Source organism: Acinetobacter seohaensis (assembly GCF_056431365.1).
The window spans coordinates 1-19663 of record NZ_JBWKMK010000051.1 but is presented as its reverse complement, the minus strand read 5'-3'; the positions used below and the strand labels follow the sequence as shown (position 1 = coordinate 19663).

The 19663-nt window shown below is 42.3% G+C and carries 17 protein-coding genes and 1 tRNA gene; 2 read left to right on the top strand and 16 right to left on the bottom strand.

The window, feature by feature from the left end; translation table 11 throughout:
- Positions 1-80 precede the first annotated feature (80 nt).
- From AC07E5_RS09055 to AC07E5_RS09040, 4 genes are all read right to left on the bottom strand, one after another.
- A complete protein-coding gene (locus AC07E5_RS09055; RefSeq protein WP_178865975.1) occupies positions 81-425 on the bottom strand; it encodes a lysozyme inhibitor LprI family protein in 345 nt (114 codons plus the stop codon).
- Positions 426-597: 172 nt separating this feature from the next.
- Complete coding sequence (locus tag AC07E5_RS09050; protein WP_096902325.1) at positions 598-1200, bottom strand: OmpW/AlkL family protein; 603 nt, start codon at positions 1198-1200, stop codon at positions 598-600.
- 572 nt (positions 1201-1772) lie between these two features.
- On the bottom strand, positions 1773-3149 hold the full coding sequence (locus AC07E5_RS09045; RefSeq protein ID WP_278517289.1) for a Na+/H+ antiporter family protein: 1377 nt from the start codon (positions 3147-3149) through the stop codon (positions 1773-1775).
- A 107-nt stretch (positions 3150-3256) separates the two neighbouring features.
- A complete protein-coding gene (locus AC07E5_RS09040) occupies positions 3257-4132 on the bottom strand; it encodes an alpha/beta fold hydrolase (RefSeq protein ID WP_498625280.1) in 876 nt (291 codons plus the stop codon).
- 121 nt (positions 4133-4253) lie between these two features.
- Here AC07E5_RS09040 and AC07E5_RS09035 point away from each other — a divergent pair, with 121 nt between their 5' ends.
- Together AC07E5_RS09035 and AC07E5_RS09030 are read left to right on the top strand one after the other, a co-directional pair.
- Complete coding sequence (locus tag AC07E5_RS09035) at positions 4254-4739, top strand: DUF4442 domain-containing protein (RefSeq protein WP_131260963.1); 486 nt, start codon at positions 4254-4256, stop codon at positions 4737-4739.
- Between the two features lie 208 nt (positions 4740-4947).
- Complete coding sequence (locus AC07E5_RS09030) at positions 4948-5799, top strand: alpha/beta hydrolase (RefSeq protein WP_096902328.1); 852 nt, start codon at positions 4948-4950, stop codon at positions 5797-5799.
- 102 nt (positions 5800-5901) lie between these two features.
- Here the strand turns inward: AC07E5_RS09030 and AC07E5_RS09025 are convergent, their stop codons facing one another.
- The 12 genes from AC07E5_RS09025 to AC07E5_RS08970 all read right to left on the bottom strand — a co-directional run.
- Positions 5902-6258: a YMGG-like glycine zipper-containing protein gene (locus tag AC07E5_RS09025; protein ID WP_004975789.1), complete on the bottom strand. Its 357-nt coding sequence runs from the start codon at positions 6256-6258 to the stop codon at positions 5902-5904.
- A 111-nt stretch (positions 6259-6369) separates the two neighbouring features.
- Positions 6370-6930 carry a hypothetical protein gene (locus AC07E5_RS09020; RefSeq protein ID WP_096902330.1) on the bottom strand — a complete coding sequence of 187 codons (561 nt, stop codon included), beginning with the start codon at positions 6928-6930 and terminating at the stop codon, positions 6370-6372.
- Positions 6931-7081: 151 nt separating this feature from the next.
- A complete protein-coding gene (gene rpoC, locus AC07E5_RS09015; protein WP_096902331.1) occupies positions 7082-11281 on the bottom strand; it encodes a DNA-directed RNA polymerase subunit beta' in 4200 nt (1399 codons plus the stop codon).
- Positions 11282-11438: 157 nt separating this feature from the next.
- On the bottom strand, positions 11439-15527 hold the full coding sequence (rpoB, locus tag AC07E5_RS09010) for a DNA-directed RNA polymerase subunit beta (protein ID WP_131260966.1): 4089 nt from the start codon (positions 15525-15527) through the stop codon (positions 11439-11441).
- 307 nt (positions 15528-15834) lie between these two features.
- Positions 15835-16206, bottom strand: a complete 372-nt coding sequence (gene rplL, locus AC07E5_RS09005; protein ID WP_004975779.1) for a 50S ribosomal protein L7/L12 — start codon at positions 16204-16206, stop codon at positions 15835-15837.
- A 48-nt stretch (positions 16207-16254) separates the two neighbouring features.
- Complete coding sequence (gene rplJ, locus AC07E5_RS09000) at positions 16255-16761, bottom strand: 50S ribosomal protein L10 (protein ID WP_096902333.1); 507 nt, start codon at positions 16759-16761, stop codon at positions 16255-16257.
- A gap of 321 nt (positions 16762-17082) precedes the next feature.
- A complete protein-coding gene (gene rplA / locus AC07E5_RS08995; RefSeq protein ID WP_004975774.1) occupies positions 17083-17778 on the bottom strand; it encodes a 50S ribosomal protein L1 in 696 nt (231 codons plus the stop codon).
- Positions 17779-17781: 3 nt separating this feature from the next.
- A complete protein-coding gene (gene rplK / locus AC07E5_RS08990) occupies positions 17782-18210 on the bottom strand; it encodes a 50S ribosomal protein L11 (RefSeq protein ID WP_004975771.1) in 429 nt (142 codons plus the stop codon).
- A 116-nt stretch (positions 18211-18326) separates the two neighbouring features.
- Positions 18327-18860, bottom strand: a complete 534-nt coding sequence (gene nusG / locus AC07E5_RS08985; protein WP_004975770.1) for a transcription termination/antitermination protein NusG — start codon at positions 18858-18860, stop codon at positions 18327-18329.
- 7 nt (positions 18861-18867) lie between these two features.
- Complete coding sequence (gene secE / locus AC07E5_RS08980) at positions 18868-19308, bottom strand: preprotein translocase subunit SecE (RefSeq protein ID WP_004975769.1); 441 nt, start codon at positions 19306-19308, stop codon at positions 18868-18870.
- Between the two features lie 73 nt (positions 19309-19381).
- Positions 19382-19457: transfer RNA gene (locus AC07E5_RS08975), tRNA-Trp, on the bottom strand.
- 51 nt (positions 19458-19508) lie between these two features.
- The coding region (locus tag AC07E5_RS08970; protein WP_447270508.1) for an EF-Tu C-terminal domain-related protein at positions 19509-19663 on the bottom strand (155 nt) is incomplete at its 5' end.

Sequence of the window (19663 nt, the reverse complement as noted above, 5' to 3'; positions counted from 1 at the left end):
ATTCATAAACATGGTTATTGTTGGATGTGTTTATGAATTGGAGTGATTGCCTAATTTTTCAAGCCTAAACCCAGAAAAATTTAAAAAGGTGCACGTTGATAGACCTGATTTAAATGATCCTCTAATTTCTGCTGACGCAAATTATACACTTGGGTTAAACAATCGACGGAAGCGCCACAACGATCACGCAATTCTAACCAACGAAATTGTTCATCACGAATTTGTGAACGCGTCCCCATAGCGACCAAACGGCTAACAATACGATAGGTGGTTGCCATTTTCACATCGGCATCATTGACCGCACGATGTTCACAAATGGCATGTTCTGTTGGTGTTCTAGCTTTCTCACAAGAAAAACTCGCCGCATGCCCCGCGACACTCAGCATTAAACCAACACATATAGGCCAACCGTATTTTATCAACATGAATTAATTCCTTCTTTATCGTTCTTTACTTTATCTTTCAGACTGTAAATGAACATGGCACATGCACTCAATTTTTTCATTCGATACATTTGTTATTTTTTGCGATAAAAAACCCCATCATAAAGATGGGGTTGCGCTGATTTTTATTATTATAAAGAGCTACTTTTTATAATTAAAATTTGTAGCTATAACCGATGGTGTACACCATTGGGTCGATGTCTAAATCGAATTTAATAGGTGTTCCTTCAACACTTACTTCTGGACTAAGCTGTGCATAGCGAGCATCAAAGAATACGCCCCAGTTTTTAGCATCCGCTGGCTGGAAGTTAAAACCGATTTGACCTGCAAAACCAAAATCTTCTTTAACTTTTACTTTCAAGGCAGCTAAATCACCTGATGTTTTTTCATCCCATGCTACAAATGCAGTACCACCGACACCAATGTATGGCGTGAAACGGGTTGAATTTTTAAAGTGATATTTAGCCGTTAACGTTGGCGGTAAATGCTTAATTTTAACAGCATTCTCGCCCTCGTAAGCTACATCATGGCTGATTGGTGTCGCCAACAATAATTCTGCAGAGATATTGTCATTAAAGAAATATTCTACAGATGGTGTAAATGCATATTCATGGTCAGCTTCAAAATGGCCAACGTTTGGTACTGTAGTATCTTGAGTTGGAGAAATTACAGAACCACCAACTTTAACTTGCCATTGACCTGCCATAGCAGAAGCAGACATTCCCATTAATGCAATTAGAGCAACATGCTTTAACATTTCAAAACCACCTTTAGAATAAAAATCTTAACGCTTAATTAATATTAAACACGACCACTATTAATATGCAACACATATTAAACATAATATTTTAATTATTTTATAAACTATTCATTATTATATAAATTTATTTTAAATAGACCAAATTACTTGGTTTTAAAACCCGAGTTAATTAATAAAGTTTATATTATTATTTCCCGACTATATTACTCAATTTTACTTAAAAAATATATTAAAAGGTTTATTTGAAATACATCTTATATTTATTTAAAAATTAAAACAAATTTATTTTAAATTGATTAATTCACTCAGGTTTTATATTTTTAAATCACAGGAAATTAATAAAAATTATTAAAATTAAATAAAGAGAATTAAAATCACCTTCATTCTAATATATGAAGCTGAAAACAATGAAAACAGACTATTTTGTTTAGAGATTTAAAATCGTGTATTGAGATGCAATCGGCAGATGTGAGGATGAAATTGAAGTATATTTTTTTGTTGTTTTAACACTGTGCTGCAACGTGCCCAGCCTATTCTGAACACGTGCGCTTACGCATTTTGGTGATGATTTACAGCACCATCGCTGCAATCCAACCAAAAATGATCAATGGGATATTAAAGTGAATAAAAGTCGGTACCACACTGTCCTTCATGTGGTCGTGTTGCCCATCCATATTTAAGCCGGAAGTTGGCCCTAATGTTGAATCCGATGCTGGAGAACCCGCATCTCCTAAGGCTGCTGCTGTACCAATAATTGCAATGGTCGCGGCAGGACTAAAACCGAACTGCAGACATAAAGGCACATAAATAATTGCTAAAATAGGTACGGTAGAGAAAGACGAGCCAATCCCCAAGGTGATTAACAAACCAATCAGCAACATTAAAAATGCTGCTAAGCCTTTGCTGTCACCGATCCACTGTACCGAAGCTTCCACCAATGCAGGTACTTGATTGGTGGCTTCAATCACTGCTGCGAAACCTTGTGCAGCAATCATAATAAAGCCGATGAGTGCCATCATCCGCATACCGGTAATAATCACATCATCCGCTTCTTTCCATTTGAAAATTCCTGCACAGCTTAAAATGGCAACACCCACCAAACCTGCCAGAATCATCGAATCTGAATACAATTGCACTGCTAAGGTTGCAATAATCGCAAACACTGCCATCCACAGCGTAAATTTAGCAATTTGTGGTGCTTGTAAGCTTGCCCCTGTTGTGTCTGCATTGAGTTCACTCGAAATGCTTTGAGTACGTTCTAGCTGCACATCTAGATAGTGTCGTGGGTTGCGATAACTTACAAATAACGCGATCAATAGCCCAATAAACATCCCAAACACAGGAATAAACATGGCAGCAGGAATATCTTCATTTTGAATGGCAAAACCATACGGAGCACCAAAGGTGTTGATATTGTGCGCCAAAATATCATTCAGAAAGATTGCACCGAAACCCACAGGAACAAACATATAGGTGGCAACCAAACCAAAAGTCAGCAAACAAACCACTGCACGACGGTCTAGGTTTAAATGATTGAAAACACTTAATAAAGGTGGAATCAATACAGGAATAAATGCAATATGTACAGGGATTAAGTTTTGTGAGAAGACCGCTGCCAAAGCCACAGTAAAATAAATCAGATATTTAACGCGGTTCTGTACCTTAGTATTACTGCTACCTGTTAAAGTGCGAATCAGTTTGTAGGCCAATAAGTCAGGCAAACCTGAACGTGCCAAAGCCAAAGCAAATGCACCTAAAATACCGTAAGCAAGGGCAATTTTTGCACCACCACCTAAGCCATTATTAAACGCATCTAAAGTGCCTTGTAAGCCTAAACCAGCCAGTAAACCACCTGAAACTGCACCAATAACCAAGGCAAAAACCACAGGCACACGAGCCAACGACAATCCGAACATGATTGCAATGGCAGCAAGAATTGCGAACATAAGAGATGAAAATTCAAAAAAGAAGCTATTTTATCAGAGATTATGCAGATTGGAGTTGACCAAACATTCAACTCCGACAAATGAATCTAAGTATGATCAAGCAAAAATCACTGATTTTCATGCTTATAAGCAAAGTCACGGATAGCTGTAGCAACAGCTTGTGGCTGACTAAGAATTGCCCAATGATTGGCAGCCAACTCCACACGTTGAAAATCATCTACCCAATGCGACATTTCATCAATCAATTCAGCACCCACAAATTGATCATATTTCAAGACAATAGCTTGCACAGGACAAATTGCATAACGTTGACGCGGCTTTAATAAACGTGGGATAAAATTGGCACGATATAAATTGACGCCATAGCGCCCATCTTTGCGGATATTAGGATTGATCGCAATATCTTGATCGCGTTCTAAGCGCATCACTACCTGACGCCATTGTTCAGGTTGAAAGAACTGCCAAACTGTAGGCGCAAGTGCAGGAAGTTGAAAGGCAGCAATATACCAAGATTTACGCATTTGTTTGAAAAATTTAATTTTATTTTCAGAAAACTGCTTACGCATCCAGAACGCTGCATGATCCAAACATGGGCCTGAAATACTGCTGTACGATAAAATTCGTCCCTTTAATTCTGGATCCGTCACTGCTTCCCAAGACTGAATTGAACCCCAGTCATGAGCTGCCAAGTGAAATGCACGCTGCCCCAAAACGGCATTAGCAACAGCCATTAAATCTGCAGCCAATTGAGCCAAGCTATAGGCACGAATGGATTTAGGAATGGAGGATTGTCCCGCACCGCGCACATCATAACTCACCACATAAAAATCTTGCACCAACACGGCAATCACCCGTTCCCAGACTTCTTGGTTATCTGGATAGCCATGCACCAAAATCAGTGCAGGTGCTTTTTTTTCGCCCCAAGTTTTGACATAGAGCTGTTGTCGATCAGAGGTTTCAATCCATTGCGTTTGCGCTTGCATAAACATCCTGTTGGTTTTTATTGACACGATTGCTGTTGAGAATAACAAAATATGCCATAGGTTTGCTTAAATTTCATACTAATATAAAAGACAATCTGCTCTAGGCTCTATGAAATATCACATGAATCTCATCAAAAAATTACAGCAACTTCCTATCGTTTCTAAATACTTTTTAAATCGGTACCCACCCTATCGGGGTGCAGGCATTGAAATCGATCAAATCGATTTAGCCAACCACCATGTCCGTGTCAAAATGCCACTGACCCGCAAAAATCAAAACATTGTCGGGGTGCATTTTGGCGGCAGTCTCTATTCCATGGTCGATCCCTTTTATATGTTAATTCTGATGCATCACTTGGGTTCAACATATATTGTTTGGGATAAAGCGGCAACGATTCATTTCCTCGCCCCAGGACGCAGTACGGTGTATGCCGATATTCGCCTGAGTGCCGCTGAAGTCGAGGAAATCAAACAGATCGCAGAAGACTATGCTCCTCTGACACGTCAATATACGCTCAATATTATCGATGAATCAGGTGTACGAATTGCAGAAGTGCATAAAACGTTATATATCCGACGTAAAAAGCCCAAAGCCGTAGCAACGTAATTTTTAGCTCACATAAAAACGCAGAATCTAATGATTCTGCGTTGTTGGTAATATTATTTTAATCAAAAGACAAAAAGATCAATGTCACCGACAAACTTCTCTACTCTTTTTGAGCAGGTATGAATTAATTAACGTATTACTGTTGATACATCAGTGGATCATAAAAATTATAAACATTGATAGTATTTAAAATTAAAGGATCATTAAAATGAAAAAAAATCTTGTGCCAATCTTTTCCCTACTTTGTTTCTATTCATCGACATCCCTCCATGCTTTGGTGCCGAATACATTTACCAAAGTCCAGACTTTGAAAAATGTGGCTTATGGATCTCATCCTCAACAAGTGATGGATGTCTATTTCCCTGCCAAAGTACTCACAGATCAAACACCAGCCCCGCTCATGATGATGGTCCATGGCGGTGCTTGGAAAATGGGTGATAAAAATCATGCTGCTGTGGTCAAAAATAAGCTGAGTTACTGGACCAAGCAAAACTGGATTTTTGTGTCTATCAACTATAGATTAGTTCCGGATGTGACCGTACAGCAGCAAACTCAGGATATCGCCCAAGCGCTTATTTATATCCAAAATCAGGCACCGCATTGGCATGCTGACTCAAAACGCTTGGTGCTGATGGGACATTCTGCGGGCGCACACCTGGTAAGTCTATTAACCGTTCGCCCCCATTGGCTGGCACCCCAGCCACAGCCTTGGCGTGCTACAGTTGCTTTAGATAGCGCGGCTTATGATATAGAAAAGATAATGCAAACACGTCATGCACGTTTTTATGATCAAGCCTTTGGTGATCAACCTTCCAACTGGAAAGCCCTTTCTCCGATAGCTCAGCTACATCAAGCTTTACCTGCATTTCTCGCGGTGTGCTCAACCATCCGTGCAGATCAACCCTGTACTCAAGCTCGACAATTTATTCAACAAGCACAGAAATTCGGAACTCAAACCCAGTTATTGCCTGTCCGACTTTCACATGCTGAAATCAACAAGTCATTGGGACAAAATAATGCTTATACTCAAGCAGTCAATCAATTTATCCAAACGCATTAATTTTTCAGCTAGCGCATAAAAAACGCAGAATCATAAGACTCTGCGTTGGATGTACTGAAATATAAATACTTCAGTAGGATGGCATGGCTGTTCGTATTCAGATTAACGCTTTTGCTCGATGGCTGCACCAGCACCACCACCAACAGCACCACCGATTGCAGCGCCTGCATTACCACCTATCACTTCTTTACCTAAAATTGAACCAATCGCACCGCCAATTCCACTATAGGTTGCGTTACGGTTAGAACCATCTTGGGTTTTACTTCCAACTGCTGCACCTGCACCTGCGCCTGCTGCTGCACCAACACTACCACCTACGCTGTTACCCGCTGCGCCACCAACGGCACCGCCTAATGCTGCAGCACCAATACGTTGGTCATTAGAACTCATGCTTTCACAACCCGCCATAAGCATGGTCGATACTGTGGCAATTGCCAATACACTCAATACTTTTTTCATGGTGATCACTCCCCCTCGGTCTATTCGCTCTCAGCTTAGTGCATATTGCGGTAACAACTTTGAAAAAACTGTTACCAAGCACAGCAAGATGAAGGTATTTCTGTAAAATGCTTAAGGCATCATAAAGGATTCTGTACCCTCTTCTTCAAGTACCACCACATCACGTGTGGTTTTACCATCTTCAGTAAACACAGCATGAGAAACTGTTTCTTTGCTTTCAGGCGTTTTGACCCGATCCAGTTTTAATGTGCGATGAATTGGCGCCTGCCCCTGCTTATATTCCATGCCTTCTGCATCAATCGTTTTCACTTCAGAAATGACTTTACCATCCTGCTTTAGGGTTTTATTCAACTCAATTTTTGAGGTTGGTACAATCACCCCACCTTTTTGAATCACAGGAATACCCAATTGTTTCTCTGAAAACTGTGCTTGATCATCATCAAAAACAACTTCCTTTGCCACAATATCTTTACCCTGATTGCTCACTTCAAAAATCGTGGCTTCTACATGGCGTATAGGCTTTTCACCTGTCACTGTACGAATCACTTCAGTTTTTAGAATAGGCACAATGGCTTTGTCTTTCACCACAATGCTGTTTGGCATTGGTGCAGCCGAAACAGACACACTCAGTAGCATTGTCGATAAACACAGTGTCAGTCCTCTAAATTGCATAAGCTATCCCCTTAGTTTTCTTGATATTTTTAAATTGTTCTTAATTCACTATATGCAATATTGCGGCTTTATTAAAGCAAAATATGCAACTAAAACGTTGGCAAAAAAAAGACGCCTCGAAAGGCGTCTTTAAATGATGCTTTAAAACGAATTAGAGATCGTTAAATTCATCGCTAAATGCTTGGCTTAATGCTTGATCTACATCAGAGAAATCATTCACTAATGCCAATTCAGCAGCTTCAGCTTCTTGACGACGACGCTCTAAGTGGTAAGCAAGACCCGTACCTGCTGGGATCAAACGACCCACAACAACGTTCTCTTTCAAGCCACGTAAATCATCTTCTTTACCTGTTACAGCCGCTTCAGTTAACACACGTGTAGTTTCCTGGAACGATGCAGCAGAAATGAACGAGTCTGTTGAAAGCGATGCTTTGGTGATACCCATCAATTGACGTTCAAACTTCGCTGGGAACTTGTTTTGTGCAAGTACAGCTTGGTTTTCTTGTACCACGCGAATGTAATCCACTTGTTCGCCTTTGATGAAGCTCGTATCGCCACCATCGGTGATTTCAACTTTACGCAACATTTGACGCACGATGACTTCAATGTGCTTATCGTTAATTTTTACACCTTGTAAGCGGTAAACGTCTTGAACTTCGTTCACGATGTAGTTGGTTAATGCCACTTCACCTTTCAAGCGTAAGATGTCATGTGGGTTTTGTGGACCATCAGAAATGGTTTCACCACGGTTCACATGCTCACCTTCAAACACGTTGATGTTACGCCATTTTGGAATCAACTCTTCGTAAATCTCAGAGCCATCATCTGGTGTAATCACTAAACGGTTCTTACCTTTGGTTTCTTTACCAAAGCTCACGATACCTGACACTTCTGCAAGAATCGCATGCTCTTTTGGTTTACGTGCTTCAAATAAGTCTGCAACGCGTGGTAAACCACCGGTAATATCACGAGTACGTGAAGATTCTTGTGGTACACGACCAATAACGTCACCCACACCGATATTTTCGCCATCACGGACAGAAAGAATCGTGTTCTGTGGCAAGAAGTAGAACTGTTCGCCACCATCCACAGTGTCTAATACCACAGCAGGACGTAAGTCTTTACCTGACGCAGGACGTGAAGTCACTGGCAAGATTTCAACTGTGGTCATACCTGTTGCATCATCAGTTTTCGAGGTTGCAGTCACGCCATCAGCAATTTGGCTGAAACGGATTTTACCCGCAACTTCGGTCACAAGTGGATGCGTGTGTGGATCCCAAGTCGCCACAATACCGCCAGCTTCTACCGCTTCGCCATCTTTGAGCAAGATTGACGCACCGTATGGCAGTTTATAACGCTCACGCTCACGACCTAACTCATCGGCAATACCAATTTCACCTGAACGTGAAACAGATACCAAGTGACCTTTAGCGTGTTGTACAGTTTTCACGTTATGGAAACGTACTGAACCTTTGTTACGCACTTGTACGCTATTGGCTGCAGAAGTTCGGCTTGCCGCACCACCCACGTGGAATGTACGCATGGTTAACTGTGTACCTGGCTCACCAATCGATTGAGCAGCCATTACACCCACAGATTCACCTGGATTCACCAAGTGACCACGTGCTAGGTCACGACCATAACACTTCGCACATACACCAAAGGTCGATTCACAAGATACCACTGAACGTACTTTTACTTCATCGACACCTTGCTCTTCTAAGAAGTTAGCAAGTTTTTCATCAATGAGTGTGTTACGTGGCAGAATAACTTCGTCTGAACCCGCTTTCTTCACATCTTCTGCAGTTACACGACCTAATACACGCGTACCAAGGTTTTCAATGACATCACCACCTTGAATGAATGGTGTCATCACTAAACCGCCATAAGTACCGCAATCTGGCTCAGTAATTACCAAGTCTTGTGCAACGTCAACCAAACGACGTGTCAAGTAACCTGAGTTCGCTGTTTTCAATGCGGTATCGGCCAAACCTTTACGCGCACCGTGAGTTGAAATGAAGTACTGAAGTACCGTCAAACCTTCACGGAAGTTCGCTTTAATTGGCGTTTCAATGATCGAACCATCTGGTTTCGCCATCAAACCACGCATACCCGCCAACTGACGAATCTGTGCCGCACTACCACGCGCACCTGAATCCGACATCATGTAGATCGAGTTGAATGATTTTTGCTTCTCGTCTTCACCCTGTTTGTTTTTCACAGTTGTGAATGACAAGTTGTCCATCATCGCTTTAGCAACTTGGTCGTTGGTACGTGCCCAAATATCGACCACTTTGTTATAACGCTCACCCGCAGTTACGAAGCCTTGCTCGAACTGTTGTTCAATTTCACGAACTTCAGTTTCTGCTTTTTCAATAATTGCTTGTTTTTGTGGTGGAATGACCATGTCTTCCATACCCACAGAAACACCTGAACGTGTCGCTTGACGGAAGCCCAAGTACATCAATTGGTCTGCAAAAATAACCGTGTCTTTTAGACCTAATTTACGGTAGCAAGAGTTGATTAACTTTGAGATGTTCTTTTTGTTCATCTCTAGGTTAATTTGCTCGAAGCTTAAACCTTCAGGCACAACTTCCCAAAGCAAGCAGCGACCTGGTGTCGTATCTACAACAATAGTTTGTTGCTCACGCTCACCATTTTCATTGATTACGGTTTGGTGTACACGTGCTTTTACGCGAGCGTGTAAGTCAACTTGACCCGTTGCAAGTGCACGGTTTACTTCGTGCGTATCTGCAAACACCATGCCTTCACCTTTGGCATTGATTGCATCACGCGTGATGTAATACAAGCCCAAGACAACGTCCTGAGATGGTACGATAATTGGTTCACCGTTCGCAGGAGACAAGATGTTGTTGGTCGACATCATTAACGCACGCGCTTCTAATTGCGCTTCAAGTGTTAATGGTACGTGTACCGCCATTTGGTCACCGTCGAAGTCAGCGTTGAACGCAGCACAAACGAGTGGGTGTAAACGGATGGCTTTACCTTCAATCAGGATCGGTTCAAATGCTTGAAGACCTAAACGGTGAAGTGTAGGCGCACGGTTCAACATCACTGGGTGTTGACGAATTACAGATGCAAGTACATCCCAAACTTCTGGGGTTTCGCGCTCAACCATTTTCTTCGCAGCTTTAATGGTGGTTGCTTGACCTGAAGCTTGTAATTTTGCAAAGATGAATGGCTTGAACAGTTCAAGTGCCATTTTCTTCGGAAGACCACACTGGTGTAAACGTAGGTTTGGACCAACGGTAATCACTGAACGACCTGAATAGTCAACACGCTTACCAAGTAAGTTTTGACGGAAACGACCTTGCTTACCTTTGATCATATCTGCCAAAGATTTAAGCGGACGCTTGTTTGAACCTGTGATTGCACGACCACGACGACCGTTATCTAACAAGGCATCAACAGACTCTTGTAACATACGTTTTTCGTTACGTACGATGATGTCTGGCGCTGCAAGGTCAAGAAGACGCTTCAAACGGTTGTTACGGTTAATCACACGACGATAAAGATCGTTCAAGTCAGAAGTCGCAAAACGACCACCTTCAAGTGGAACCAACGGGCGAAGATCTGGTGGAAGTACAGGCAGTACATTCATCACCATCCATTCAGGCTTGTTGTTCGACTCTTTGAACGCTTCCATCAACTTCAAACGCTTAGAGGCTTTTTTCAGCTTAGTTTCTGAAGTTGTTTGTGGAATTTCTTCACGTAAACGAGCAATTTCAGCTTCAAGATCGATGTCTTTTAACAAGTCTTGAACTGCTTCAGCACCCATTTTCGCAGTGAATTCATCACCATGCTCTTCTAGAGCATTGAAGTATTCTTCGTCATTGAGAAGTTGATATTTCTCAAATGGCGTCATACCTGGGTCAGTAACCACATAAGATTCGAAATACAATACGCGCTCGATATCACGTAAAGTCATATCAAGTAATAAACCAATACGGCTTGGTAATGATTTCAAGAACCAAATGTGTGCAACTGGAGAAGCGAGTTCGATGTGACCCATACGCTCACGACGAACTTTTGCAGTCGTTACTTCAACGCCACATTTTTCACAAATGACGCCTTTGTATTTCATACGCTTGTATTTACCACACAAGCATTCGTAATCTTTTACTGGACCAAAAATTTTGGCACAGAATAAACCATCACGTTCAGGCTTAAACGTACGATAGTTAATGGTTTCTGGCTTTTTAACTTCACCGTGAGACCATGACTTAATCATTTCTGGTGACGCAAGACCAATACGGATGCGGTCAAACTCTACTGGAGCATGACCGTCTGAATCCGTCTTTTTGCGCATGATATCGAGCAAGTCTTTCAATTTTTTTCTCCGTGTGCTGGGAGGCTGTTTTCACATCCCAACTGGGTCACAAATATTGTTTTTTAACTGAGTTTTAATCCCCCTTAATCCCCCTTTTTCAAAGGGGGAAAAGTCCCTCTTTTATAAAGAGGGATTTAGGGAGATTTAATGGAGATGCTTAGTCACCATTTTTCAGTTCAATGTTGATACCTAAAGAACGGATCTCTTTGGTCAATACGTTAAACGATTCAGGCATACCTGGGTCCATATAATGGTTACCATCTACAATGTTCTTATAGATACGGGTACGACCTTCAACGTCATCCGACTTCACAGTGAGCATTTCTTGAAGCGTGTATGCAGCACCGTATGCTTCAAGTGCCCAGACTTCCATCTCACCGAAACGCTGACCACCGAATTGTGCCTTACCACCCAACGGCTGTTGCGTTACAAGTGAGTAAGAACCTGTAGAACGTGCGTGCATCTTGTCATCCACCAAGTGGTTGAGTTTGAGCATGTACATATAACCTACAGTCACTGGACGGTCAAATTTCTCGCCTGTACGACCATCGTACAACACGGTTTGACCAGAACGTGGTAATTCAGCCAGTTCAAGTAATTCTTTAATTTGACCTTCTTCTGCACCATCAAATACAGGAGTAGCCAACGGAACACCTGCACGTAAGTTGCCAGCCAATACCAAGATTTCATCATCAGTTAAGCTGTCAAGATCTTCTTGCTCGCCACCAACTTTGTTATAAATCTTGTCTAGGAACTCACGTAGTTCAGCAATTTCACGTTGTTGTTTGAGCATTTTATCAATTTGCTCACCCAAACCTTTGGCTGCCATACCCAAGTGTGTTTCAAGAATCTGACCCACGTTCATACGCGATGGTACGCCTAGTGGGTTCAATACGATATCTACTGGTACACCGTTAGCATCGTGCGGCATGTCTTCTACAGGCAAGATGTTTGATACAACACCTTTGTTACCGTGACGACCCGCCATCTTGTCACCCGGTTGGATGCGACGCTTAACAGCAAGATAAACTTTAACAACTTTCAACACGCCCGTAGTGAGTTCATCGCCTGTAGAAAGCTTACGTTTCTTCTCAGCGAATTTCTCATCAATTTCAAAGCTCTTCTCTTTCAAGAAAGTTTGAATTTGAGTTAAACGCTCAGCAATTGCTTCATCACTTGGTTGAATTTCAAGTAGATCAACTAACTCTAAACCAGACAACACATCTTCAGAAAGTTTGTCGCCACGTTTAGTTGTACCGCCACCGTTAGATTCTTGACCTTTTAATAAGCGGATAATACGTTCACGCGCTGCTTCTTCAAAGATTTTGTATTCTTCTTTCAAGTCTTTGCGGTATGCATCAAGTTGTGCTTTTTCAATCGCTTGTGCACGTTCGTCTTTTTCTAGACCATCACGGGTAAAGACTTGAACGTCAATCACAGTACCTTTAGTACCTGATGGAACGCGCAATGATGAATCTTTCACATCTGCTGCTTTTTCACCGAAGATTGCACGAAGCAATTTTTCTTCAGGCGTTAACTGAGTTTCACCCTTAGGCGTTACTTTACCAACAAGAATGTCGCCTGCAGTCACTTCAGCACCAATGTAAACGATACCAGACTCGTCTAGTTTAGACAGTGCAGCTTCGCCCACGTTTGGAATATCAGCTGTGATTTCTTCCGCACCCAATTTGGTATCACGTGCAACACATGACAATTCTTGAATGTGAATCGAAGTTAAACGGTCTTCTTGAAGTACACGCTCAGAAAGCAAGATCGAGTCTTCGTAGTTATAGCCATTCCAAGTCATGAACGCGACACGCATGTTCTGACCGAGTGCAAGCTCACCGCCATCTGTAGATGGACCGTCAGCCAATACATCACCACGACCTACTTTATCACCCATCTTCACCAAAACTTTTTGGTTAATACAAGTGTTTTGGTTTGAACGTGTGTATTTGATCAGGTTGTAGATATCTACACCTGCTTCACCCGCGATCATTTCTTCTTCGTTCACACGAATGACTACACGTGAAGCATCGACATATTCAATACGACCACCACGGTTTGCAATCACACATACACCTGAGTCATGTGCTACGTTCGCTTCCATCCCTGTACCAACAAGTGGTTTATCAGCGATAAGCGTCGGAACAGCCTGACGTTGCATGTTCGATCCCATCAAGGCACGGTTGGCGTCATCGTGCTCAAGGAATGGAATCAGTGATGCTGCTACAGATACAACCTGCTGTGCAGAAACGTCCATGTGCGTCACGCGCTCTGGCGGCATACGCACGAAGTCACCTTGGTGACGTACAGATACGAATTCTTCTGTTAAATTGCCATCTTGGTCTACGCTTGAGTCCGCTTGCGCAATGATCGTGCCCACTTCTTCAATTGCAGATAAATACTCAACCTCATCGGTTACACGACCATCAACCACTTTACGGTATGGCGTTTCCAAGAAGCCAAAATTATTACATTTTGCATAAACAGAAAGCGAGTTGATCAAACCAATGTTTGGACCTTCAGGCGTTTCAATTGGACACACACGACCATAGTGAGTTTGGTGTACGTCACGTACCTCAAAGCCTGCACGTTCACGTGTCAAACCACCTGGACCAAGCGCAGATACGCGACGCTTGTGGGTAATTTCAGACAACGGGTTGTTTTGGTCCATGAACTGAGACAATTGGCTTGAACCAAAGAATTCTTTGATTGCAGCAGCCACTGGCTTCGCATTGATTAAATCTTGCGGAGACAGGTTGTCTGTTTCAGCTTGTGACAAACGCTCTTTTACAGCACGCTCAACACGTACCAAACCAACACGGAATTGGTTTTCAGTCATCTCGCCCACTGAACGTACGCGACGGTTACCCAAGTGGTCGATATCGTCGACTTCACCTTTACCGTTACGGATTTCGATCAATGTTTTAAGTACATCGGTAATGTCTTCGTTAGACAAAATACCTTCAACTTCACGTGATTTCTGATCTGTACCCACTTCGTAAGGACGACCCAAACGACGGTTGAACTTCATACGACCTACTGGCGATAAATCATAACGCTCAGAAGAGAAGAACAAGTTATTGAACAGATTTTCAGCGGCTTCTTTCGTCGGTGGCTCACCTGGACGCATCACTTTGTAGATTTCTACCAAAGCATCTTCACGACCAACAGTTGTATCTGCACGTAAGGTGTCCGCAATGAACGAACCACGGTCGATGTCATTGGTGAATAGGATGTTAAATTGTTTAACACCACCTTCTGCAAGTTTCACCATGATTTCATGGCTTAACAAGGTGTTTGCAGCAATCACATCGCCATCTTTTAGCTGGATGTCTTCTGCAGTAATACGTTCGTACAAGTACTCATCAGGAACTGAAAGCTTCTCAAGACCAGCTGCTTCCATTTGACGTACGTGACGCGCATTAATGCGTTTACCTTGCTCAACAATCACTTTGCCGTCAGTATCAGTGATGTCAAATTGTGCCATTTCGCCACGTAAGCGTTCTGGGACAAGGTCAATTTGGTAGCTACCCATGTCTAAATAGACAGGTACTTTCTCAAAGAACAAGTCTAGGATTTGTTCATTGCTATAGCCCAATGCACGCAACACTACAGTCGCAAGCAATTTACGACGACGGTCAATACGCACATAAACGAGGTCTTTGGCATCGAATTCAAAGTCTAACCATGAGCCACGGTAAGGAATAATGCGTGCTGAATACAACACTTTACCGCTCGAGTGGGTCTTACCTTTATCGTGGTCAAAGAACACGCCTGGTGAACGGTGTAATTGAGAAACAATTACACGCTCAGTACCGTTAATCACAAAGGTACCGTTATCCGTCATCAATGGCATTTCTCCCATGTAGACTTCTTGCTCACGCACATCTTTGATTGATTTCGTTTCACGATCTTTAATGATCAAACGAATTTTTACGCGCATTGGTGCCGCATAAGTTGAGCCGCGAAGAATACACTCACGTACATCAAACTCAGGCTTACCAAGACTATACTCAACAAATTCTAAAGCAGCATTGCCAGAATAACTTTCTATAGGAAAAACTGAACGAAATGCGGCTTGGAGACCGATATCTTCGCGGCTTTTTGGAGTTTTGCCATCTTGAAGGAAAGTACGGTACGAGTCGACTTGAATCGAAAGCAAGTACGGTGCATCCATTACTTGGGGCAATTTACCAAAATTCTTACGGATCCGTTTCTTTTCGGTATATGAGTATGCCATCTGGAGTCCTCGGAAAGTAAACTAAACCCGCCTGCAGAACGGGTTTAGAAGGAATTACGCAGGCCGATATGGCCACCACTCTTTACAAATGCTGCAATTTTTAGTGGTATTAAAACGCTTAACAATATTTTTAAATGTGGAAAAATATTGGTAAGCGTTTGATTTTATTGATTTATATTGTTTTCGATGGTTTTCCCATCATTCAAACAAAAATCGAGCCGATAATTGTAACGCAAAAAGGCTGATGACCCAAGAGCCATCAGCCATTTTTTGGAGTCGATTATAAAAAAATCGACTCCCCTTAAGATTACTTAAGTGTAACTGTAGCACCAGCTTCTTCAAGTTTCTTCTTAAGCTCTTCACCTTCTTCTTTAGAAACAGCTTCTTTGATCACTGAAGGAGCGCCTTCAACGATGTCTTTAGCTTCTTTAAGACCAAGGCCAGTAGCTTCACGAACTGCTTTAATTACAGCAACTTTGTTCGCACCGAAAGAAGTCAACTCAACGTTGAATTCAGATTGCTCTTCTGCAGCAGCAGCGCCAGCGCCTGGAGCAGCAGCAACAGCAACAGCAGCAGCTGATACATTGAATTTCTCTTCAAAAGCAGAGATAAGTTCAACAAGTTCAAGAACAGTTTTTTCAGCAACTGCGTTTAAGATTTCTTCGTTAGTTAAAGCCATGAGAATAACTCCAAATGGAAATTGAATGGTGTGGAAATAAATTTAAGCTTATGCAGCTTCTGACTCGTTTTTCTCTTTGAGCGCAGTAATAAGGCGACCCAATTTCGAAATAGGAGCTTGAAGAACGTTTGCAAGCATAGTAAGCGCTTTTTCTTGGTTCGGAAGATTCGCAATTACGCTAACTTCAGCACCTTGATAAAGTTTGCCGTCAAATGCAGCAGCTTTAAGTTCAAATGCTTTATTCGTTTTAGCGAATTCTTCGAACAAGCGTGCAGCTGCACCCATGTCGTCTTCAGAAGTTGAGAAAGCTAAAATTGTTGGGCCAACAAGGTTGTCGTTCAAGATCGTGAATTGCGTATCTTGAAAAGCACGTTTAGCCAAAGTATTACGTACAACACGTGTAGTAACACCTAATTTACGCGCTTCAACACGTAGAGCCGTTAATTGCTCAACGCTCATACCTTGATAGTCAGCAACAACAGCAGAGAACGCTTTAGAAGCAACTTCGTTAACTTCTGCTACGATCTGTTTTTTGTCTTCGATAAGAAGAGCCATTGTAAAACCTCCTAACGGTGATTTATGTGCTTACGTGAAGCACACTCCCAATTCGTAAATTCATTGCTGAACTTACACGCGGAGGAGGAATAAATCACACCACCGCGTCTACCCAGGCTGGAAGATTAAGAAAGCAGCATAAAACTACTCTCGCCTGAGGTCTTTGACGCTGATAAATTCTCATTTACCAATTCAAAGTCCGCCTGAATGTCCCCCTCTCCTGCTAGGAGAGGGTTAGGGAGAGGTTTAACCCTCATCCCGACCTTCTCCCAGAGGGAGAAGGAGACTTTTCAGGACTTTAAAATTCTTTCTAAGTCAGACTTAGTTAGAAACGTTCTGTACATCAATAACAAGACCAGGACCCATAGTAGAGCTCAAAGTGATCTTTTTGATGTATACGCCTTTAGAAGTTGCAGGCTTTAACTTTTTCAAGTCAGCAACTAAGGTTTCAACGTTTGAACGAACTGCTTCAGCAGTAAAGCCAACTTGACCAATCGCAGCGTGGATAATACCCGCTTTGTCTACACGGTAACGCGCTTGACCTGCTTTTGCATTTTTAACTGCAGTCGCAACGTCAGGAGTTACAGTACCCACTTTAGGGTTTGGCATTAAGCCACGTGGACCAAGAATCGTACCCAACTTACCTACTACGCGCATTGCATCCGGAGCTGCAATCACAACGTCAAAGTCAAGGTTACCCGCTTGAATGCTTTCAGCTAAGTCGTCGAAACCAACTACGTCTGCGCCTTCAGCTTTAGCAGCTTCTGCAGCAGCACCTTGAGCGAAAACAGCTACACGTACAGTTTTACCAGTACCTGCAGGAAGTGTAGTCGCACCACGAACAACCTGATCAGATTTACGTGGGTCAACACCTAGGTTTACCGCAACATCCAAAGATTCTTTGAATTTAGCAGCAGGAAGGTTGTTTAGAACTTCAACTGCTTCTTCCAAAGTGTAAACTTTGTTTGCTTCTACAGCAGCAGCAATGGCTTTTTGACGTTTAGTTAACTTTGCCATGTCTTATAGCTCCACATCCAAGCCCATAGAACGTGCAGAACCAGCAATGGTACGCACACGTGCTTCTAAATCAGCACCAGTTAAATCTGGTTCTTTAGTAGTCGCGATTTCTTCTAATTGAGCACGAGTCAACTTACCAACTTTGTTTTTGTTAGGTACAGCTGAACCCTTTTGAATGCCTGCAGCTTTCTTAAGAAGAATTGCAGCAGGAGGAGTTTTCATGATGAATGTGAACGACTTGTCGTTGTACACAGTGATCACTACAGGAATTGGCAAACCTGGTTCAACTTTTTGTGTAGCAGCATTGAATTCTTTACAGAATGCCATGATGTTAACACCACGTTGACCTAATGCAGGACCAATTGGTGGAGATGGATTCGCTTTACCAGCTGGAACTTGCAGCTTGATATAGCCGTCAATCTTCTTAGCCATTTCAAATTACCTCTGGGTACAAACGCCGCTAGGCTCCCCAATATTTTAAGTAACGATACCGTTACAACAACAATGCCCGATTCATCATAAATCGGGCGTTTTCCAACCACTCAAACTTAAACGGATTTTTCGACTTGACGAAATTCCAGCTCAACCTGAGTAGGTCGATTAAATACATTAATTGTCAACGTTAAACGTGACTTCTCGTATTGAACTTCTTCCACCACGCCTTTAAAGTCGGTGAATGGACCATCAATCACAAGTAATTCTTCGCCTGGCTCAAACATCGTCTTCGGACGAGGTGCTTCACCAGTATTGCGTACACGTGCAAGAATCGCATCAGCTTCTTTTTGCGTAATTGGGGCAGGCTTTTCTGCTGTACCACCAATAAAACCTAAAACTTTTGGACATTCTTTAACAATGTGCCAAGTTTCATCGTTCATTTCCATTTCAACCAATACATAGCCTGGAAAGAACTTACGCTCTGACTTACGTTTCTTACCATCCTTCATTTCTACCACTTCTTCGGTAGGAACAAGGACTTCACCAAAGCTATCGGCAACAGCGCTACGCTGGATTCGATCATTAAGCGAACGCATCACTTGTTTTTCATAACCTGAGTAGGCATGAATAATGTACCAACGTTTCATAGCTCTTTTACCCGATAATTAACTTGATTGCCCAGCCTAACAAATAGTCAAAACACCACAATACAATTGAAGTGACTACAACAACAATCAATACATGCCATGACGTTGTTACAGTTTCCTGTTTAGTAGGCCAAGTGACTCGACGTAACTCAATACGTGAATCTTTAAGCAAACGAACAAAGCCTTTGCCTTGATGGGTGGCGTATAATAAACCTAAAGCCACAACGATACAAGCCAAAATTACCCCAACACGCACCCAAATATCATTGGCTGGTGCCCAATACGCAGGAAGATGCTGATTCACCATCATCGAAGCGATGAATAAAATCAAAGCGATACCCCACAACACGTAGTCTAATGGAGAACTCGATTGAACAACTTCAGCAGAATTATTTCTTTGAGGGATTGGCGCGTCGCTTAATGCGTCACGCGATTTATCATTCGACATTTTTGTACTCGTCGTAGAATTCGCGACTTATTATATGACTAGATTAGCCGACATCAAGCTTTTTTAAAAAAAGTGGCAGGCCAGGAGGGACTCGAACCCCCAACATTCGGTTTTGGAGACCGACGCTCTACCAATTGAACTACTGACCTACAAAACAGAACGAGAGCCAAAGCTCTCGACCTGTTTAACACATTCTATAATTATGCTGTTACTTTAGCAACAACACCCGCACCTACAGTACGACCACCTTCACGGATCGCAAAACGTAGACCTGGGTCCATTGCGATTGGGTGGATTAATTCTACTGACATTTCAACGTTGTCACCTGGCATTACCATTTCAACGCCTTCTTTCA